Origin of the sequence: Rhizobium leguminosarum bv. viciae USDA 2370 (assembly GCF_002008365.1) — a bacterium.
GTDB lineage: Bacteria > Pseudomonadota > Alphaproteobacteria > Rhizobiales > Rhizobiaceae > Rhizobium > Rhizobium leguminosarum.
In genome coordinates this window covers 152768-173509 of the sequence record NZ_MRDL01000007.1, presented here as the reverse complement: position 1 = coordinate 173509, position 20742 = coordinate 152768, and the positions used below count along the sequence as shown (strand labels likewise).

At 61.6% G+C, this 20742-nt stretch carries 16 protein-coding genes and 1 pseudogene; 11 read left to right on the top strand and 6 right to left on the bottom strand.

What is annotated here, in order from left to right; all coding sequences use genetic code 11:
• Nucleotides 1-15: 15 nt before the first annotated feature.
• The 4 genes and pseudogenes from BS629_RS03720 to BS629_RS03710 all read right to left on the bottom strand — a co-directional run bounded on the left by BS629_RS03720 (nucleotide 16) and on the right by BS629_RS03710 (nucleotide 4483).
• The gene (locus BS629_RS03720; RefSeq protein WP_018245067.1) at nucleotides 16-1155 is read right to left on the bottom strand and encodes an acyltransferase family protein; all 1140 of its coding nucleotides are present in this window, start codon (nucleotides 1153-1155) and stop codon (nucleotides 16-18) included.
• Between the two features lie 234 nt (nucleotides 1156-1389).
• Nucleotides 1390-1611, bottom strand: a complete 222-nt coding sequence (locus tag BS629_RS37990) for a hypothetical protein (protein ID WP_104891238.1) — start codon at nucleotides 1609-1611, stop codon at nucleotides 1390-1392.
• Nucleotides 1612-1779: 168 nt separating this feature from the next.
• A pseudogene (locus tag BS629_RS03715) lies at nucleotides 1780-3320 on the bottom strand (methionine--tRNA ligase).
• A gap of 248 nt (nucleotides 3321-3568) precedes the next feature.
• On the bottom strand, nucleotides 3569-4483 hold the full coding sequence (locus BS629_RS03710; protein ID WP_018245065.1) for a LysR family transcriptional regulator: 915 nt from the start codon (nucleotides 4481-4483) through the stop codon (nucleotides 3569-3571).
• A gap of 47 nt (nucleotides 4484-4530) precedes the next feature.
• On the opposite strand from BS629_RS03710, the gene BS629_RS03705 reads away from it, so the two are divergent.
• From BS629_RS03705 to BS629_RS03680, 6 genes are all read left to right on the top strand, one after another.
• Nucleotides 4531-5922, top strand: a complete 1392-nt coding sequence (locus tag BS629_RS03705; protein WP_018245064.1) for an MFS transporter — start codon at nucleotides 4531-4533, stop codon at nucleotides 5920-5922.
• Between the two features lie 28 nt (nucleotides 5923-5950).
• Nucleotides 5951-7024: a tartrate dehydrogenase gene (locus BS629_RS03700; protein ID WP_018245063.1), complete on the top strand. Its 1074-nt coding sequence runs from the start codon at nucleotides 5951-5953 to the stop codon at nucleotides 7022-7024.
• 6 nt (nucleotides 7025-7030) lie between these two features.
• Nucleotides 7031-8299, top strand: coding sequence for a glycerate kinase type-2 family protein (locus BS629_RS03695; protein WP_018245062.1), 1269 nt, complete (start codon nucleotides 7031-7033; stop codon nucleotides 8297-8299).
• A 28-nt stretch (nucleotides 8300-8327) separates the two neighbouring features.
• Nucleotides 8328-9803 carry a pyruvate kinase gene (pyk, locus tag BS629_RS03690; protein WP_018245061.1) on the top strand — a complete coding sequence of 492 codons (1476 nt, stop codon included), beginning with the start codon at nucleotides 8328-8330 and terminating at the stop codon, nucleotides 9801-9803.
• Nucleotides 9804-10055: 252 nt separating this feature from the next.
• Complete coding sequence (locus BS629_RS03685) at nucleotides 10056-11579, top strand: FAD-dependent monooxygenase (RefSeq protein ID WP_018245060.1); 1524 nt, start codon at nucleotides 10056-10058, stop codon at nucleotides 11577-11579.
• 157 nt (nucleotides 11580-11736) lie between these two features.
• Nucleotides 11737-12345 (top strand): 2'-5' RNA ligase family protein, encoded by a 609-nt coding sequence (locus BS629_RS03680; protein ID WP_026188640.1) that lies wholly within the window; start codon nucleotides 11737-11739, stop codon nucleotides 12343-12345.
• Between the two features lie 37 nt (nucleotides 12346-12382).
• Here the strand turns inward: BS629_RS03680 and BS629_RS03675 are convergent, their stop codons facing one another.
• On the bottom strand, nucleotides 12383-12784 hold the full coding sequence (locus BS629_RS03675; protein ID WP_018245058.1) for an acyl-CoA thioesterase: 402 nt from the start codon (nucleotides 12782-12784) through the stop codon (nucleotides 12383-12385).
• A 283-nt stretch (nucleotides 12785-13067) separates the two neighbouring features.
• Between BS629_RS03675 and BS629_RS03670 the strand changes: the two genes are divergently transcribed.
• From BS629_RS03670 to dxs, 5 genes are all read left to right on the top strand, one after another.
• Nucleotides 13068-14003 (top strand): histone deacetylase family protein, encoded by a 936-nt coding sequence (locus tag BS629_RS03670; RefSeq protein ID WP_018245056.1) that lies wholly within the window; start codon nucleotides 13068-13070, stop codon nucleotides 14001-14003.
• A gap of 2 nt (nucleotides 14004-14005) precedes the next feature.
• Nucleotides 14006-14257, top strand: coding sequence for an exodeoxyribonuclease VII small subunit (locus tag BS629_RS03665; RefSeq protein ID WP_003545921.1), 252 nt, complete (start codon nucleotides 14006-14008; stop codon nucleotides 14255-14257).
• Nucleotides 14258-14346: 89 nt separating this feature from the next.
• The gene (locus BS629_RS03660; protein WP_018245055.1) at nucleotides 14347-15114 is read left to right on the top strand and encodes an SDR family NAD(P)-dependent oxidoreductase; all 768 of its coding nucleotides are present in this window, start codon (nucleotides 14347-14349) and stop codon (nucleotides 15112-15114) included.
• Between the two features lie 209 nt (nucleotides 15115-15323).
• Nucleotides 15324-16247: a pirin family protein gene (locus tag BS629_RS03655; RefSeq protein WP_018245054.1), complete on the top strand. Its 924-nt coding sequence runs from the start codon at nucleotides 15324-15326 to the stop codon at nucleotides 16245-16247.
• A 222-nt stretch (nucleotides 16248-16469) separates the two neighbouring features.
• Nucleotides 16470-18386 carry a 1-deoxy-D-xylulose-5-phosphate synthase gene (gene dxs, locus BS629_RS03650; RefSeq protein WP_018245053.1) on the top strand — a complete coding sequence of 639 codons (1917 nt, stop codon included), beginning with the start codon at nucleotides 16470-16472 and terminating at the stop codon, nucleotides 18384-18386.
• Between the two features lie 262 nt (nucleotides 18387-18648).
• On the opposite strand, the gene BS629_RS03645 is transcribed toward dxs, so the two are convergent.
• The gene (locus BS629_RS03645) at nucleotides 18649-20586 is read right to left on the bottom strand and encodes a methyl-accepting chemotaxis protein (RefSeq protein WP_018449328.1); all 1938 of its coding nucleotides are present in this window, start codon (nucleotides 20584-20586) and stop codon (nucleotides 18649-18651) included.
• Between the last annotated feature and the right edge of the window lie 156 nt (nucleotides 20587-20742).

Below are 20742 nucleotides of genomic sequence, written 5' to 3'. Positions count from 1 at the left end.
GAAGGGCTCGGGCACCTAAACCCGAGACTCTTTCGCCTGAAGACCCGCAACGCGTTGCCCAAGCCTGTCGAAGACCAATCGCAAAACGCTGCGGATGGGAGGCTCTCCCCATTTGCACACCGCCAGCGACATTACACAGACGATCGCAACGGCCAAGGCCAGCGCCAACAGCGGTGTCATCTCCAGATCAGTCAGCCAGTCGAGAAGTTGGACGCCGATCGCGAAATGCAGCAGATAGAGCGGGTAGGTCATCGAGCCGAGGGTTTTGACCGATTGAAGGAGGGCGGTCGGCAGACGACTGATCTGCTTGGCATAGGTCACGCTTGCAACGATTGATATCAGCCCCGCCACCCAGATTGCGACTGCGGGAAGCGGCGAGAAGGAATGACCGGCTGCGGCAAGAGTGCGCTCGCTGGTATTTTCGCCTGCCATGTATATCTGAGCCGCCCCCGTCACCAAGGCGCAGATCAAACCCACCCAGGAAATTCGGCTCATCCGAGCTTGAGACAAAAGCCAGATGTAGATGCCAATGGCAAATTGGCAGCCATAGTAAAAAGGGATGGCCCGCCAGGCGGTCTCCGTGAATGTGGCCAGGATGTCTGAATCGGGAAGGGCGTATAACAGAGCGATAAACACCGTGCTGGCCAGTGACAAGCCGAGCGCCAGAGCAGGCATCCTTGCCTTCTGACCCATCGCACACATGATGAAGACAAGGGCGTAGAAACAGATCTCACATGCCAGGGTCCAATATTGGCCATCGATCCATGGCCCGCCAGGGTAGAGGGTGATCGACCGCAGATAGTTCTTGATGATGCGGCGATTAACGTCTTGAGTTGCAATGACGATCAGCGTCAGTGACGCACATATCCATACTGCTGGATAGAGCCGCAGAATTCGCCCCCTGAGAAACGACATCGCAGTGGCTGCAGCGGCAGAGTTGACGATGACGAGCCCTGATATGACGAAAAACAATTCGACACCAACCCATCCAGGTTGGGCGATATTCTCTATCAGGGGCATTTTGTAAGGTCTTAGATATAAGGGCGAAGCCCAGGAAGCAAATCCAAGATGAAACATCGTTACCATGAGTGCACATACAAATCGTAGTGCGTCGACGCCGTAAATATACGGGCTGCCGGCTTCAGATTTTACCATAGCGATTTCCCCCAAAATCAAATCCAGTACTACCTGGACTTGGATTTTGGCGCAAGATACTCGCAGTTGGCGTAGGAATAATGATTGTGGGTCAGTTGGTCCACTTGCCCGTCAAATAGCCTTCGACAGCTCCGTCTGATGGTCCCGCGGTATGGCCGTCTCGATACGGCCTGGAATCCGGGCAACAAAAAACCGCCTTGAGGCGGTCGGGCATTCTATCGATTTCAGTTTGATTTAGTCTCCTCCTCCGCCATCTCCGCCACCGCCATCACAGCCGCCGTCGCCTGAGGCATCGAACCAGCCTCCACCTCCATCGCCGGAGCCTTCCGAATTGCCCCACCTGCGCTTGGTGTTTGCGGTGGTCTGGGTGGTGGCGCCTCTTTCTGCCCTTGCGATCAGCGCAAAGATCAGTGCGAAGCCTCCAACGAGCACGGTAACCACAAGAAATATCTCCAATCAGTATCCTTTTCGTTGTTTCAGGAAATCTCGTTTCCTGACTAAAATAGTAGATTATTTTCCCGCTCTCGGAAATAGCCTGAATATGAAACTTTCATGACACTCTGGATCACGTCAAAACCCTGCGCTGGCTAGTTGCAGCGCAGAGCATCTCGGGCTGGTTCCCCTTCAAGCCGCCGCTCTTTGCGGAAAGAGGACGGCTTGCGGGGCGGCTTTGACTCCAGCCACGATCAAGGGGTCCCGATAGAGGCGAGGAGACGGTATTCCGAGCCTGGAATGCAGCTTTGCGGCCGAGCTTGGCAGGAACGGCAGGAGGCAGCGGGCGATGATCGCAAGGCCGTGGACCTGCTCGGCCAGGGAAGCGCCAAGACGAGTAGCGGTCGCCTTCCGATCGCCCGGCGTGAGATCGGCAAGCAGGGCTTTCGCATCGGCCCATGGCGCGCGTTGTGCAAACCGCCTGTTCGCCGCACCGATGAACTCGAAAATATCCGCGAGGCCGACATGGAGCTCGTAGGCAGCGAAGGCTCGAGCCACCTTCTCCGGAAGGCGGGCAGCCTCCTCCACAAGCTCGCTGTCTGGCACTGGCGGAACGATGCCGTTGAACGAGGTCGACAGAAGGGCAAGGACCCGGTTGGCGAGATTTCCGAGCTGCCCTGCCAACTCTCCCGACCAGGCGGCTTCCAGACGCTCGTCTGAGAAATCGCCATCGTCACCCGAGCGTATATGCCGGAGCAGGTAATATCGCAGTGCGTCGGGCGTTTCGTAGGATTGGATGATGCGTTCCGGATCGATGCCGTTGCCGGCCGACTTGCCGATCTTCCGGCCACCGTGACGTAGCCGTGCACCAGGATCGACGAAGGTGGCGGCAGGCCTGCGGAAAGCAGGATGGCCGGCCAGTAGATGGCGTGGAACTTGGAGATGCCCTTGCCGACGACGTGGATGCGTTGGCCGCCGTTCCAATAGTGCTGCAGCAGGGTTGGGTCGGACCCGTGGCTGAGGCCTGTGAGATAGTTCGCCAGGGCATCGAACCAGACGTAGACGACCTCATCTCCATCGGGGACGGGCACACCCCAGCCGCGCGCCCGTTCGGCGCTGCGCGACACGCTGATGTCGCTCAGGCCGTGCCGCAAAAGGGCAAGGACCTCGTTGCGCCGATGGGCGGGAACGATCCGAAGCCCCCCGGTCTCGACGAGCTCACGCAGCCGGTCGCCGTATCGCGAGAGACTGAAGAACCAGTTCTCCTCACGGATGGTCTCAAGGGCAATGCCGTGTTCCGGGCAGCGCCCGTCATCGAGTTCCGACGGCTCGTAGAATTGCTCGCAACCGACGCAATAGAGGCCCTCATAGGCCTTGCGATAGAGGTCGCCATTTTCAGCGCATGCCCTCCACAAGGCGTGGACGCAGGCAATATGCCTCGGATCGCGCGACGTGCGGACGAATTCCTCGTTGGATATATCGAGCAGGCCGCCAAGGCGCTCGAACCTGTCGGCGTTGGCATTGACGAAGTCCCTCACCTCCAGTCCCGCGGCTTCCGCCGACCGGACATTCTTCAGGCTGTTATCGTCGGTTCCGCATTGGAAGCGCACGTCATGGCCGAGAAGCCGGAAATGGCGGGCATAGGCATCGGCCTGGACGAGCTCGAGAGCGAAGCCCACATGCGGCGCGGCATTCACGTAGGGGATGGAGGTGGTGATGTAGATCTTGTTCATCGGCGTTTCCTTTCGAAGGCTGTTAATGCCCGCGAGACGGATCGACCCATGAAAAGACCGCCTCGAGGGCGGTCGCTGGTGCATTCTGGACGCACGAAACCCGCCACGCTATGAGCGCGGCATCATCATCACGAAGGTGCTGATCACGGTGTTGTCCATGCGATTTTCCTATCATCAAGAGCAGTTTCGAACAAGCGTGCTCGTTGGCGCCCATCGTCAAACCACGCGGCGGCAATTGAATTCGATTGTCAGGCAAGCTCGGCATAGTGGGCCAGCTTGTCTTGAAGCATGGCGAGAATGCGATCCCGTCCCGGGTCGCGGACGCCCTTCAACCACGCGACCGATAGGGGAAGCTTGTTCATGGCCGCCGTCCCTCCCATATCGAGAGCGATGTAACGGACGCCGCTGACGGCGAGCCGCGATGTCCATTGAGGAACGATCGCCAGCCCGATCTCTGCGGCCACGAGATTGACAATCGTCTGCTTTTCTTCAGCAAGCTGGGCCACCCGCGCCTGCAGTCCCGCCTCGATGAACAGCTTCATCGTCAGGTCATGGCTATGCGGCCGCGATCGACGTTCCGGGACAATCAACGGTTCGTCGGCGAGGTCTTCGATTCTCACGCTGGCTCTCGAAGCCAGTCGATGGTTCTCGGACATGGCGACGACCGCGGTCTCATGGAAGAGAAACATCGTCTTCAGCTTGGGGTCGACGATATCGGGGGCGCGGATGAATGCCAAATCCAATGAACCCGACAGGAGTTTCGGGATCAGCCTGATCGTCTTGTCTTCCGACAACTGCGTCGAGACGTCGGGACACTGCTGGCGGAAATCGTGCAACAGCATGGGGACGAGCCCTGCTGCCGCGCTGTCGATCGCCCCGATCCGCAGCACATCCGCTTTTGCCTGGCGGGAAGTGTGGAACCGTTGCTGAAGAGCTTCGGTCTTGGCGAGGATCTCCCGCGCGCCTTCCAGGAAGACGAGACCGTCTTCCGTCAGCGACACGCTGCGTGTCGTTCGCGCCATCAGCCGCGTCCCGAGGGATTCTTCAAGCAGGCGTATGTGCCGAGATAGCGACGCCGGCAGGAGGCCAAGCTTTTGAGCAGCCCGCCCGAAATGAAGCTCGTCCGCTACCGACACGAAACATCGAAGCTGGTTCAGGTCCACGAACGTCTGCTCCAGAGTTCGATTATATCAAATTTTTATATATTCCTGTGTCGCTTGAGGATCAAGCCGGCGGTGGTCATAGATATTCGCAAGCGCAGGAGGTGCGCTTCGTTTATCGTCCAATCTGGGAGGAGACCGTCGTGACTCACGACTTGGAAACGCGCGTCTTGCGCAAAATCACATTCCGCATCGTACCGTTCATCATGCTGCTGTATTTCATCGCGTTTCTCGACCGCGTGAATATCGGCTTTGCCGCCCTGACGATGAACCAGGACCTCGGCTTCTCGTCGACCGTCTTCGGCATCGGTGCAGGCATCTTCTTCGTCGGCTACTTCCTCTTCGAAGTTCCCTCGAACCTCATCCTCAACAAGGTCGGTGCCCGCATCTGGATCGCCCGGGTGATGATCACCTGGGGGATCGTCTCGGGCCTCATGGCTCTGGTGCAGGGGACCACCAGCTTCTACATCCTGCGCTTCCTTCTCGGCGTCGCCGAAGCGGGCTTTTTCCCCGGCATCATCCTCTATCTCAGCTTCTGGTTCCCGGCCCGCCGCCGCGCCGCGGTGACCGCGATCTTCATGGCCGCAGCACCGCTCTCCACGGTCCTCGGCTCGCCGATCTCCGGCGCGCTGATGGAAATGCACGGCCTTCTCGGCCTTGCCGGCTGGCAGTGGATGTTCCTGATCGAGGCAGCCCCAGCCATCATCCTTGGTGTCGTCGTCCTGTTCTATCTCACCGATCGTCCGGAAAAGGCGAAATGGCTGACGGACGAAGAGCGCAGCTGGCTCGTCAAAACGATGAATGCGGAGCAGGCAGGCAAAAGCAAGGCCAGCCACAGCATCCTGGCAGGACTGGCCGACATCCGCGTGATTGCCCTCGCCCTGGTTTATTTCGGCACCTCTGCCGGGCTTTACACCCTCGGCATCTGGGCTCCGCAGATCATCAAGCAGTTCGGCCTATCGGCACTCCAGGTCGGCTTCATCAATGCTATTCCCGGTATCTTCGCCGTCATTGCCATGGTTCTTTGGGCACGTCATTCCGACAAGACCGGCGAACGGACATGGCACGTCGTCGGAGCCTGCCTGCTGGCAGCCGCAGGACTGGCCTTCGCAACGGGTGCGACCAGCGTATTCACTGTCCTCATCGCTCTCACCCTCGTCAATATCGGCATCAGCTCGTCGAAGCCGCCGCTCTGGAGCATGCCGACCCTCTTCCTTTCCGGCCCGGCTGCGGCGGCCGGCATCGCCACCATCAACTCCATCGGCAACCTCGGCGGCTTCGTCGGTCCGTCGATGATCGGGTGGATCAAGGATACGACCGGGAGTTTCACCGGTGGCCTCTACTTCGTCGCCGGGCTTCTGCTGATCTCGGCAATCCTCACCCTCGTCCTGGCACGGTCCGGCCCCAAAGCGGCTGATACCCGCGCCGCCAGTCAACACTGACCAGAGCTGACCCAATCGGAGAATACCAATGCGTGAATATGCAATCGCCACCATCCCCGCCGACGGCATCGGCCCTGAAGTCATCGCTGCCGGCACACGTGTCCTGGCTGCAATCGAGAAGCGCGAAGGCGGGATCAAGTTCAATCTCGAGAATTTCGACTGGGGATCCGACTACTACAAAAAGCACGGCGTCATGATGCCGACCGATGGCTTGAAGCAGCTGAAGAAGTTCGACGCCATCTACTTCGGCGCCGTCGGAGCGCCTGATGTTCCCGACCACGTCACGCTCTGGGGACTGCGGCTGCCTATCTGCCAGGGCTTCGACCAGTATGCGAATGTTCGCCCCACGAAAATTTTGCCCGGGATCACGCCGCCGCTGCGCAACTGCGGCCCGGGCGATCTGGACTGGGTTATCGTCCGCGAAAACTCCGAAGGCGAATATTCCGGTCACGGCGGCCGTGCGCACAGGGGGCTGCCGGAAGAGGTGGGCACTGAGGTCGCCATCTTCACCCGCGTCGGCGTCACCCGCATCATGCGCTATGCGTTCAAGCTCGCCCAGTCCCGGCCGCGCAAGTTCCTGACCGTCGTCACCAAGTCCAATGCCCAGCGGCACGGCATGGTGATGTGGGATGAAATCGCGGCTGAGGTGGCCGAGGAATTCCCCGATGTCACCTGGGACAAGATGCTCGTCGACGCCATGACCGTCCGCATGACCCTGAACCCGAGGAGCCTCGACACCATCGTCGCCACCAATCTTCATGCCGACATCCTCTCGGACCTTGCAGGCGCGCTCGCAGGCAGCCTCGGCGTCGCGCCGACCGCCAACATCGATCCGGAACGCCGCTTCCCGTCGATGTTCGAGCCGATCCATGGTTCTGCTTTCGACATCACCGGCAAAGGCATTGCAAACCCGGTGGCGACCTTCTGGACGGCGGCGCAGATGCTCGACCATCTCGGTGAAACAGATGCATCCGCACGCCTGATGCGGGCCGTCGAACGCGTGACCGGGGCCGGCATATTGACGCCTGACGTCGGTGGAACGGCCAACACCAAGGAAGTCACCGACGCGGTCGTCGATGAGATCCACACATCGAACGTCTGAACGACGATGTCCTGGACCGATCAGAAAGCACGGGAAACGCTGCACCAGATCTTTGATGCAGCGGTCGAAAGCGCCAGTCCCCAGCGGGCGGTTCTCGAAAACCTCCCGGACAAGCCAAAGGGCCGATGCATCGTCGTCGGCGCCGGTAAGGCATCGGCGGCCATGGCGGCCGCGCTGGATAGCGCCTGGCCGAATGTCGATCTCTCCGGTGTTGTCGTGACACGCTATGGTCACGCGGTGCCTGCCGGTCGCATCCGCATCATCGAGGCATCGCACCCCGTTCCGGATGCGATGAGCGAAAGGGCGGCTGCCGATGTCTTGCAAGCCGTTCGCGGGCTGACACCGGACGATCTCGTTGTTGCTCTCGTCTCCGGCGGCGGCTCGGCGCTTCTGGTCGCTCCGGCGGGCGGCATGACCTTGGCGGACAAGCAGAGCGTCAATCGCGCGCTTCTGGCAAGCGGCGCGACGATCACCGAGATGAACGCCGTTCGCAAGCACCTCTCGCGTATCAAGGGAGGCCGTCTCGCGCTGGCCGCCCAGCCCGCGAAAGTCGTTACCCTGGTCATTTCCGATGTGCCGGGCGATGATCCTGCATCCATCGCATCCGGCCCGACGATCGCCGATGAAAGCACGATCGACGAGGTTCGCGGCATCATATCCCGCTACAGGATCGTTCTGCCCGACACGGCACGCTCCGTCCTCGAAAGCGGCGACGAGACGCCGAAACCCGCGGATCTCGCAAGCGATGTCCGCATCATCGCTGCCCCCTCGCTCGCCCTGGATAGTGCAGCGAAAGCCGCCGCCAACGCGGGCCTGCAAACACTTGTCCTCGGCGACGCCATCGAGGGAGAGGCGCGCGAGCTCGGTACGGTGATGGCGGGCATCGCCTTATCCGCAAAGACCAAGGGGCTTCCGGTTCGCGGGCCCGCCGTCCTTCTGTCGGGCGGCGAAGGGACGGTTACGATCGGCTGCGAGGCCGCGGGGCGCGGTGGCCGCAACACCGAATTCCTTCTCGGCCTTGCGGTGGCCCTCAAGGGACATGCCGGAATATGGGCGATTGCTGGCGATACCGACGGCATCGATGGCACCGAAGATGCAGCGGGGGCCGTCGTCACGCCCGACACGTTGGAGCGCGGCCGTAAGAAGGGCCTTGATGCCCGAGCCTATCTCGCTTCGCACGACAGCTATTCATTCTTCGACGAGATCGGGGATCTGGTCAAAACCGGGCCGACCCTGACCAATGTCAACGATATCCGAGCCATACTCATCGTCTGAAACGGCGACCAAGCCTGAGGAAATTTCGATGCATCGCAATCGCAGGGCCAAGATCGTGGCGACTGTCGGGCCGGCAAGCGCGTCTCCCGACATGCTGAAGTCACTGTTCGAAGCGGGCGTCGACACGTTTCGCCTCAACTTCAGCCACGGCTCACACGAGGATCATGCGGCTGTCTTCAGATCGATCCGCGCCTTGGAAAGAGAAACGGGAAGACCGATCGGTATCCTGCAGGATCTTCAGGGTCCGAAAATCCGTGTCGGACGAATTCGAAACGGCGCAATTTCGGTTTCGAAAGGCGATCGGATCCGCTTCGTTCTAGGAACAGACGAGGGCATAGCGGATTCCATTCCCCTCCCCCATCGTGAGATATTCGCAGCCGTCAAGCCGGGCGATGACCTGCTGATTGATGACGGCCGCGTCAGGGTTCGGATCGATGGCGTCGGAGCTGAAACGATAACGGCGGAGGTCGTGGTCGGCGGGGTGATTTCCGACCGCAAGGGCGTCAATATTCCCGGGGCAATTCTCGATATCTCGCCTTTGACTGAGAAGGACAGGCGCGACTTGGAGTACGGGCTGGAACTCGGGGTCGACTGGGTCGCCCTCTCCTTCGTTCAAAAGGCCAGCGACATGATCGAGGCGCGCGCGCTCGTCAGTCAGCGGGCCGGGCTGATCGCCAAGATCGAGAAGCCTTCGGCGCTCGATCAGATCGACGATATCATTCGTCTTTCGGACGGCATCATGGTGGCGCGCGGCGATCTCGGCGTCGAAATTCCGCCAGAGGAGGTTCCCGGTCGTCAGAAGGAACTCATTCGCGCCTGCCGCCTTGCCGTCAAACCCGTCATTGTCGCCACCCAGATGCTGGATTCGATGGTGGCCGCGCCGACGCCGACACGGGCGGAAGCCTCCGACGTCGCCATGGCGATTTATGACGGAGCAGATGCGGTGATGCTGTCTGCCGAATCCGCGACTGGCAGATTTCCCCGCGAGACGGTGGAGATCATGGACCGCATCATCCGGAGTACCGAGGGCCACAAGCTCTACCGCTCGCTGATAGCCGCGTCGGAGCCGGAGATCGAACCGTCACCGCCCCACGCCGTGGCGTCCGCCGCTGCCGACCTGGCAACCGCCATCAACGCGCCATTGATCGCGGCCTTTACATCCAGCGGCACAACCGCCGCCCGAATTGCCCGCAAGCGACCATCGTTGCCCATTCTTGCCATTACGCCTGACGAGCTGGTCTCCAGGCAACTTTGTCTTCTTTGGGGGGCTGTCAGTATCCATTCCAAGGAGATCGTTACCTACGAAGACACGATCGACTACGCCCGGCAGATGGCGAGCAGATCCGGATTATCCTCACCCCATGACAATATCGTCGTGGTTGCCGGCATCCCCTTCGGCCGACCGGGAACGACAAACAATTTGAGGGTGGTTCAATTGAAGGAGGAAGCACCGTCCGAGGCGGTGCTCGATCTGCACTCGCTTTCGGACCGCGCTGCCCCTTGAGAAAGGACTGGCTCTAGGCGCGGATTGTTACAGACCCGTTGCCGATCGAGCGGCATGCCGATATGCTGCCGGTGTCGGAAAAGGCAGACTTGGTTTGGTAAGCCCAAGTCCTTCTGGAAACGGAAGCTCTGTCCCCTGCCCCAGGCATGAGACCCCGCGACGAACGTCGGACGCTGAGAGCGCCCACCCGTTCGTCCGTGTGGTTGTCAGAACGACGAACTGCTCCGGTCGAACGACCAAAAGGAGCCGTTCATGAATAATCGCCACCCAACGTCTTTTCTCTTCGATGTCGTGATTGCAGGCGCCGGGCCGGTCGGCTTGTTGCTGGCCTGCGAGCTCAGGCTTGCAGGTGTCTCCGTGCTGGTGCTGGAGCAGGCGGAAAGCCCGCACTCGCCGTTGAAAAAGCTGCCCTTCGGCATGCGCGGCCTGACGCTGCCGACGATTGAAGCGTTCTACCGGCGCGGCCTGCTCGATTCCCTTGAAGCGCCCGGGCGTCAGGCAAAGCCAGAGGGAAAACCGCGCAAGCAGGCCGGACACTTCGCCGGCATCCCCTTCGATTATGACAGGATCAATCCCTCGGACTGGGCCTATCGACTGCCGAGCCCCGCCGACAGCAATATGGCGGCAGAAATGGAACGGGTCGAGACCGTCCTTGCCGACCGCGCGCAGTCCATCGGCGTCGAGATCAGACGGGGTGTGCGCGTCGAAGGTTTGGCACAATCAGCCGACGGGGTCATGATCCAAGCTGGAGATCAGAGTTTTGAGGGCCGTTGGCTGGTCGGCTGCGACGGTGGCCGCAGCATGGTGCGCAAGGGGGGCGGCTTTTCCTTCGTCGGAACCGATCCCGAGTTTACCGGCTATTCCGTGCAGGTCGATCTGGCTGACCCGGAAAAGCTGAAGCTCGGCCGACAGCTGACGCCGACCGGCATGTATTTCCAGACGCAGCCCGGCCATTTCGGCATGGTGGAGTTTGACAGCGGCGCATCTCACCGCACCGGACCGATCACGCTTGCGCATGTGCAAGCGGTGCTGCGGCGGATATCGCAGACCGATGTCACGCTGACCGCGCTGCGCGTCGCCACCAGTTGGACCGACCGCGCCCAGCAGGCGACAGAATACCGCAAGGGCCGGGTGCTGCTTGCCGGTGACGCGGCCCATATTCATTCGCCGCTCGGCGGGCAAGGGCTCAATCTCGGACTTGGTGACGCCATGAACCTTGGATGGAAACTGGCCGCCACCGTCCGCGGTGAAGCGCCGGACGGACTGCTCGACAGCTATTTCAGCGAACGGCATCCGATCGGTGAACAGATTCTCGCCTGGTCGCGGGCGCAGGTCTCGATCATGCGGCCAAGCCCCCACGCCCGGGCGATGGAATCCATCATCCGCGATCTCATCGCCACCCGCGACGGGGCCACCTATTTCGCCGACCGGGTCTGGAATGCGTCGATGCGCTACGATCTCGGCGACGGCCACGCACTGGTCGGCCGCAGCGTCCCGGACTTCGAATGGACCGACGGTACCAGGCTCGCCGCCCTGCTCGCCGACGGAACCGGTCTGCTGATCGACTTCGGCGACCGCGCACCGCTCCGGTCGATCGCACGCCGTTGGGATGACCGGGTCAAATATGTCGAGGGTGAGGTGAAGGACCGGCTGGGACTGACCGCCCTGCTTGTCCGTCCGGATGGAATTGTCGCCTGGGCTTGTGAGGGCGAGGTGAATCCTGAAGACGCTGTCGAAGCCGGATCGCGTTGGTTTGCTGTCCATGATGGCGGATAGTGCCGCCATCTTAACGAATGTCTCCAAGACTTCCATCACCATCGCGAATGCCTGGCAGGCGCCTGCCATCATTGGCGAGCGGTTTCGTGATGTGATAGCAAGGCATGGGAATTGCACGCTCGCGGCGTGCCCGTGTTGGATAGAAGGACCTGCTGCTGTGATCCGCACGAAGGTCGATACGCTGTTTAAGCAGTGCTGCGCGTTTCACCTGCAGTTTTTTCCCGATGGCGAAGCTCTGTCAAAGCTCTGCAACTTGCAGGACAGGATCGAGCGAGACAGCGACGCGCCGCTCTCACGCGTCCCGGCTAAGAGCCTACACATGACGGTCGTCACCCTGGTCAACGCCGCGGCCCAATTCAGTATTCCAAACGACGAGGTCTGGAAGCTGAATGGGGAAAGATGGAAGGAGATTGTGGAGAGACTGGTCGAAGAGACCCCGCCATTTGAGCTCCATTTTCATGAGGTGGCTGCTTCGGAAGCCGCTGTCTTCGTAAAGGCAGAGGAGCCGCCGGAATTGCGCAGGCTTCGTTCGGCCATTTCACATGCCATCTGCTTCGAACAGTGGTGTCCAACCCCGCCCCGAATAGCGCACATAACACTGTTCAGATTTTTTGCAGAAGACAGGCTACCAGCAGTCAACTTCGACGCAGGCTTATTGCCCACGGGACTGAAGGTTGGATCCCTTAAATTGCTGGAAGAGCGCGTTTATCCAAGCGTCGAGATCAATATACTCAGCGAGCCACTCCTCCGAGGCAAAAGCACCTAGTGGCAATTCTGGCTGGTCGATCGGCTCTGCTTTGCCCCTAATCCAAAAACCGATAAAGCCAGTCGCGCGTTTCCTCCGGCAGCGAGGCCGGCGACTGGTCCTCGCGGGTGCGGGCCTGCCAGATGATCTCGACCTCGGCGGCACGCTCCTCCCCGGTGTCGATCGCAACGAGGAGGCCGATGGAATGCATGCCGATCTTGTCGACGGTGGCGGTGAAGGTTGCCAGCTCATCGTAGTGCAGCGGACGGTGCAGCATGCAGGAAACCTTGCTAGGGCTATAGACCGGTTCGTCATCGACATCGGGCCGTGAGGACCAGAAGCTCGCAAGGACGGACTCGGCATAGGAAATATAGGAGGCCAGAAACATCTGGCCGGTCATATCGACATCGCGAAACGGCACACGTATTTCCGCCACATCAGGACGTTTCGACTGACTCATCAACAGATCTGCCTTACAGAGTTCCCATGGCAACACTACTTCATAATAGCTTATATCGGAACTGGCTTAAGGATAAAATTACGCAATAGTTCAAAGTGTTACAGTGTCCTTCACGCACCGGAAAGGCGCGGCTCCGTTGCAATGGAGCTGTTCGACGGAAACGGCGTAACTGAGACGGTTGTGACAGGCGAACGGTTGGACGGCGGCAGAGCGCTTGTTGAAATCGACCGATGATGCCCCATCTGCTGTGGCACATGACATAAGCGACCGATAGAGTGTCTTCATGAGCACCCGTCTTTATGAACACCCGATCTTCCTGGAACATGTGACGCCCGCTGGTCATCCGGAGCGATCGGACAGGATCCGCGCCATCAACGTCGCGCTGGAACATCCGAATTTCGAGCGCCTGGAGCGCCGGCAGGCGCCGCAGGCGAACGAGGATGCGGTGCTGCTTGCCCATCCTGAAGAACATCTCATCGCCGTCATGCGGGAGATTCCCGAGGAAGAGGGTGAGATCAACCAGATCGAAGCCGATACCTATGCCAGCAGCAAGAGCCTGCAGGCGGCGCTGACCGGCATCGGCGGGGCGATGGCGGCGGTCGACGACGTCTTTACCGGCCGGGCCGACAATGTCTTCGTCGCCGCCCGCCCGCCGGGGCACCATGCCGAGAAGATGACGGCGATGGGCTTCTGCTTCTTCAACAATGCGGCAATCGCCGCCCGGCATGCGCAAAGGGCGCATGGCGCCGAGCGCATCGCCATCGTCGACTGGGACGTGCATCACGGCAACGGCACGCAGGATATCTTCTGGGACGATGCCTCGGTGCTGTTCTGCTCGACGCATCAGATGCCGCTTTATCCCGGCACCGGCGCCAAGGACGAGAAGGGTACGCACAACACCATCGTCAACGCGCCACTTTCGCCGAATGTCGGCAGCGACCACTTCCGCGAGGCGTTCAAATCGCGCGTGCTGCCCGCGCTTGACGATTTCCGGCCGGACCTCATCATCATCTCCGCCGGCTTCGACGCGCATCACCGCGATCCGCTGGCGCAGATCAATCTGACCGGTGAGGATTTCGACTGGGCGACCGGGCGCGTGCTCGAACTGGCGGACCGGCACGCGAAGAACCGGGTCGTCAGCCTGCTCGAAGGCGGTTATGATCTCGAGGGACTCGCCGAATCGGCGGGCATGCATATTCTGAGAATGATGAAGGGTTGAGAATGACTGACAGCGCCAAGCCGGAGGTGTCCGGCCTTTCCTTCGAAAAGGCGGTCGCCGAACTCGAAAGCATCGTCGCCCGGCTGGAACGTGGCGATGTGGCGCTGGATGAATCGATCGAGATCTACGAGCGCGGCGAAGCGCTGAAGAAACATTGCGAGACGCTGCTTTCGGCCGCCGAGAACCGCATCGAGAAGATCCGGCTCGACCGCGCCGGCAAGCCGCAAGGTGTCGAGCCGCTGGACGGCGCCTGAGGCACAGCAAAACCCCCTTTCGAAGGCGCTTGGCTATCGGCTTCAGACCGATCTATGATCCCCATCCAAAACGATGAGGGGACGAGGAAATGACAGACAGGTTGAAGGGCAAGGTCGCCATTATCTCGGGCGGCGCGACCGGCATGGGCGGTGCCGCCTCGAAGCTTTTTGCGGCGGAAGGCGCGCGCGTTGCGATCATCGATCGCAATGGCCAAGCAGCAGCCGAGACCGTCCAAGCCATCCGTGATGCCGGCGGCGAGGCCGAATACTGGACGGCCGACGTCTCGGACGAAGCAGCCGTCATTGCCGCCGTCGCCGGTGTCGAAGAACGTTACGGCGCAGTGACCGTGCTTTTCAACCATGCCGGCACCATCGTCATCAAACCTTTCCTGGAAACGACGCTTCAGGAATGGGATTGGCTGCACGCCGTCAATGTGCGCTCGATGTTTCTGATGACCAAGGCCGTGCTGCCGAAGATGATTGAGAGCGGCGGCGGATCGATCGTCTGCACCTCGTCGATCTCGGCGGTCGCCGCCACGCCGATGGAAGTGCTTTACGACACGACCAAGGGTGCCGTGCATATGTTTGCCCGCGCCATCGCGGTGGAATTCCGTGACCGCAACATCCGCTGCAATGCCGTTTGCCCGGGCTTCATCCGCACGCCGCATGGCCTGCGCGAGGTGGCCGATCTGCAGGCGCTCGGCGTCGACGTTTCGGATGCCGCCATTGCCGCGCAGCAGGGGCGGATCGGCGAGCCCGAAGACGTCGCGCGGGCTGCCCTTTATCTCGCCAGCGATGAGTCGAGTTTCGTCAACGGCGCCCATCTCTTCGTCGATAATGGCTTCACCGCAATCTGAGCCATCCGTGCGGCGCGCTTCAAAGTTAGGGCGTCCTTGGCACGTCCCGTTGGACGTGCGGCGCGCTAATTGCTATCCCTGGTCGATGCGCGACTGCCTCATTCCTTAAATCGACATCGATTTAAGGACAAATTATGCAGCAATTCAAAACTATAGCATCCTTTGCGCGTCTGAAAGACGCGCGGCACTGTAGTGATCGGAGATCCCTGATGTCCTTCTTTCCCGGTAAAGATCCTCTGCCCGGCGATGCCTTCGCCTGCGACGCGATCGAGAACCTGATCATCCCGCGCACCAGCGATATCGGCGGTTTTCAGGTGCGCCGCGCGCTTCCCAGTCGGCAGCGACGGCTGGTCGGGCCGTTCATCTTCTTCGACCGCATGGGGCCGGCGATCCTGAAGCCGGACGAGGCGCTTGACGTCAAGCCGCATCCGCATATCGGGCTGTCGACGGTCACCTATCTGTTCGACGGCGAGATCCGCCATCGCGACAGCCTCGGCACCGAAAAGGTCATCCGTCCCGGCGATATCAACCTGATGACGGCCGGCCGCGGCATCGTGCATTCCGAGCGCACCCCGGACAATCTGCGCGGCCATCCGCTGCTGATGTCGGGGCTGCAGACCTGGCTGGCGCTGCCCAACGACAAAGAGGAAATCGATCCCTCCTTCGCCCATACGGAAAAGTCCGCCATGCCGCTGATCGAGACGGCAGGCGTGCGCGGGCGTGTGGTCATCGGCTCGTTCGAAGGCATGACATCGCCCGTCGGTGTTTTCTCCGACACGCTCTATGTCGATCTCGACCTGCAGCCGGGCGCCAAATTTCCCTTCGGCGCGGGCCACGAGGAGCGCGCCGTCTATGTGCTGTCGGGCGAGGTCGTCATATCAGGCGACCGTTTCGCTGCCGACCAGCTGCTGGTCTTCCGGCCGGGTGATGCGATCACGCTGGAAGCCGGCCGCGATGGCTGTCACCTGATGCTCTTCGGAGGGGCAGCGCTCAATTCGAAACGTTATATCTGGTGGAATTTCGTGTCCTCCTCGAAGGAGCGGATCGAACAGGCCAAGGAGGAATGGCGCACCGGCCGGTTCGATATCGTTCCCGGTGACGAAGAGGAATTCGTGCCTTTGCCGGAAGGCTGAACGACACGAAATGAACGAAATAGACCAGGATATCCGCCTAAAACCGCTCACACTTTCCGGCACCATGCTTTAATAGTGGGAGCATGATGTTGCCCGAAAACCGCTCACACTTTTCGGCATCATGCTCTAAGGTGAAAAGCTTCGGTTCCTGAAATGCACTTGTTTTGCCGCAATCTAATCGAATAAAGCGGAACAAGGAAAAGCAAGAAAGAGCGCCCGCCCGTGACACAACTGCCGAAGACCCCCCTGCTCGACCAGGTCATCTATCCCGCCGACCTGCGCAAGCTCGAGGATCGCGACCTGCCGCAGCTTGCCCGCGAAGTCCGGGACGAAATGATCGATGCGGTGTCGCGCACCGGCGGCCATCTGGGCGCCGGTCTCGGCGTCGTCGAATTGACGATCGCCATCCACAGCGTCTTCGACACACCTGATGATCGGCTGATCTTCGATGTCGGCCATCAATGTTATCCGCACAAGATTCTCACCGGCCGGCGTGACCGCATCCGAACGCTGCGCCAGGAAGACGGGCTGTCCGGCTTCACCCGCCGGGCGGAGAGCGAATACGATCCGTTCGGCGCCGCGCATTCCTCGACCTCGATCTCCGCCGGCCTCGGCATGGCGATTGCCGCCGACCTCGACAAATCAGACCGCCGCGTCATCGCCGTCATCGGCGACGGGGCGATGTCGGCCGGCATGGCCTATGAGGCACTGAACAATGCCGGCGCCCTCGACGCCCGCCTTATCGTCATCCTCAACGACAACGATATGTCGATCGCGCCGCCGACGGGCGCAATGAGCGCCTATCTTGCCCGTCTCGCTTCGGGGCGCACCTATATGGGCTTCCGTGACTTCGGCAAGAAGCTGACGGCCTATCTCGGCAAGAACATCGACCGGGCGATCACCCGCGCCGTCGAGCATGCGCGCGGCTACGTCACCGGCGGCACGATGTTCGAGGAGATGGGCTTCTACCATATCGGCCCGATCGACGGGCATTCCTTCGACCACCTGCTGCCTGTGTTGCGCAACGTGCGCGACAATGGTCGCGGACCGGTGCTGATCCATGTCGTCACCCAGAAGGGCAAGGGCTATCCGCCGGCGGAAGCCGCGGCCGACAAATATCACGGCGTCAACAAGTTCGACGTCATCACCGGCGCCCAGGCAAGGGTCAAGCCGAATGCGCCGAGCTATACCAGCGTCTTTGCCGAAGCGCTGGTGCAGGAAGCCGCTCTCGACGATAAGATCGTCGGCATCACCGCCGCCATGCCTAATGGTACCGGCCTCGACAAGCTCGCCGAGGCCTTTCCGTCGCGCTGTTTCGACGTCGGTATTGCCGAACAGCATGCCGTCACTTTCGCCGCCGGCCTTGCGGCGGAAGGCTACAAGCCGTTCGCCGCCCTCTATTCCACCTTCCTGCAGCGCGCCTACGATCAGGTCGTGCATGACGTGGCGATCCAGGGACTGCCGGTGCGTTTCCCGATCGACCGTGCCGGCTTCGTCGGCGCCGACGGGCCGACCCATGCCGGCTCCTTCGACACCGCCTTTCTCACCACCCTGCCTGGCTTCGTGGTGATGGCGGCGGCCGACGAGGCCGAACTCAAGCATATGGTGCGCACGGCTGTCGCCTATGATGGCGGGCCGATCTCGTTCCGCTATCCGCGCGGCGAAGGTGTCGGCGTCGACATGCCGGCGCGCGGCGAAATCCTGCAGATCGGCAAGGGCCGCATCGTCAAGGAAGGCACCAAGGTGGCGCTGCTCTCCTTCGGCACCCGGCTTGCCGATTGTCTGCTGGCCGCCGAGGATCTCGATGCTGCGGGGCTTTCGACGACGGTCGCCGATGCACGTTTCGCCAAGCCGCTCGACCACGACCTGATCCGCCAGCTTGCCCGCCACCACGAGATGGTGATCACCGTCGAGGAAGGCTCGATCGGCGGTTTCAGCAGCCATGTGATGCATTTCCTTGCCACCGAAGGCCTGCTCGACAACGGCCTGAAGCTGCGCTCGCTCGTCATGCCCGACATCTGGATGGAACAGGCCAAGCCCGAAGCCATGAACGCCCACGCCGGCCTCGACCGCGCCGGCATCGTCTCGACGGTGTTCAGGGCGCTGGGACGCGGTGTTGCGGTTGGGGTTGCGGGATAAGATTATGTGAGGGCTTGCCGTGTGAGGGCCCCTCATCCGCCTGCCGGCACCTTCTCCCCGTAAACGGGGCGAAGGGGACCTGTCGCGGCCCTCTCCGTTCCCCACCAACCTCTCGCAGGGCACGTCCCCTCGCCCCGCGAGCGGGGAGAGGGTTAGGGTGAGGGGCAGCCACTTGCTCCCACTTATGCCGTTCCGCCCAATAAAAAAGGGCGGCGCATCATTGCACCGCCCTCTTCATTTAACGTCCCTGCGAAGGGCCCTCTCAGAACTCCGTCCATTCCTCCTGAACGGTAGCCGTAGCGGCTGCCTGTCTTCCGCCGAAGGCCTTGGCGACGGTGCGGGTCAGGGCGTGGGCCGGTGAGGCGACCGGCCGCGAGCTCGTACCGACGACGGCAGCGCGCGGCGCCGGGGCCGCCTGGCCGAGCTTGAACTGGCGCAGCAATTCGTCGAGGGCGTTTGCCTCCTGGGCGAGCGCATGGCTGGCCGCGGTCTGCTCCTCGACCATGGCCGCGTTCTGCTGCGTGCCCTGGTCCATGTTGTTGACGGCGGTGTTGATCTCCTGCAGGCCGATCGACTGTTCGCGGGTGGCGGTGACGATGGCGTTGACGTGGTGGTTGATCTCCTGCACCTCGGAGACGATGACCTCCAGCGCCTTGCCGGTCTCGCCGACGAGGCCGACACCGGCAACGACCTGTTCGCCCGATGTGGTGATCAGCGCCTTGATCTCCTTGGCCGCCTTGGCCGAGCGCTGGGCGAGCTCGCGCACTTCCTGGGCTACGACGGCAAAACCCTTACCGGCATCGCCGGCACGCGCCGCTTCGACGCCTGCGTTCAGCGCCAGCAGGTTGGTCTGGAAGGCGATGTCATCGATGACGCCGATAATGTTGGAGATTTCGCCCGAGGACTTCTCGATCTGCTGCATGGCGGAGACCGCCTTGCGGACGACCTCGCCTGATTTCTCGGCGCCGAGGCGGGTGCGCTCGACGAGATTGCCGACATCCTCGGCGCGCTTGGCGCTGTCGCGGACGGTCGTCGTCACTTCTTCGAGCGCTGCGGCGGTCTGTTCGACGGCGGCAGCCTGCTGCTCGGTGCGGTGGGCAAGATCGTCGGCGGCCGAGCGGATTTCGCCGGCGCCGGCATTGATCGCCGAAGCGTTACGGCCGACCGATTGCAGCGCCGCCTGCAGCTTTTCGACGGCATGGTTGAAGTCATTGCGCAGGCTGTCATATTGCGAGGCGAACGGCGTCTGGATACGGCCGGCCATATCGCCATTGGCAAGCTCGGCAAGGCCGCCCGCCAAGGCGTCGATGGCATAGCGGATCTCGCCTTCCTCGCGCGCCTTCTGCTCGTCGCCTGCCCGGCGCTGGCGCTCGGCGTCGTCGCGCATGCGGTCGGTCTCGCCGGCAAGGCGCAGCTTCTCGATCGCCGCCTGCTTGAAGACCAAGACCGACTGGGCCATGCGGCCAATTTCGTCGCCGCGCTCGACAGCCGGGACTTCGATGTCGTTCTGACCGCCGGCAAGGCGATCCATGGCCGCAGTCATGCCGACCACCGGCCGGACGATGGTGCGCGACATCAGCCAGGCGAGAACGGCGGCCGCAAGCGAGGCGAGGATGCCGCCGGCAAGCAGCGTCGTCTTCAGATCGCTGTTGGCATCGGCCCGGATGGCGGCAAGCGCGTTCGACTTTTCACGCGCGGTGGCCTTGATCTTGGCAGAGGCTTGGCGGAACCCGTCGAGCTGGCCCTTGGTGGCGTTGACGCCGATCTTGACGACCTCTTCGATCGGCATGTCGGTTTCCTTGCGCGCCTTGGTCTGCGGCTCGGCGAGTTCATGGAAATAGAGGTCGGCGGCCTTCTGCATGCCGTCGATCATCTCGACCAGCTGCGGCTCGCCCGTCGCCGTCTGCTTGGCGGCGGCAATCGCTTTCAACATGCGCTCGCGGTTGGCGAAGACATCGCCATAGGTGCTGTCGCTGCGGAAGAGGATGAAGCCGCGCAGGTTGACCGCTTGCTCGAGCATTGCCTGCAGCGCATCGTCGATCTGGTTGACGAGCAGCTCGGACTTTTCCTGCTCGGCAGAAGCGGCCGCGGACGCCGTCGCCTTGGAATAAACGAAAGCTGATATGGCGACGAAAATAAGAATGAGGGCTGCGAACGTGGCCGCAAGTTTACCGTTCAAGGATATGTTTTTGGCGGACATCGGTGATTTCTCCTGACGACAGTCGACGCGGCGAGAGGCAGGTCGCGCGAGACGCAACCGCCGGGATGTTTGAACCTGAGAACATGATCGGCGTGGAAACGCTTGCGCCCTCATGGCGCCGAGCAGTTCAGATGAACCGCTGCAATCACGCCGAAC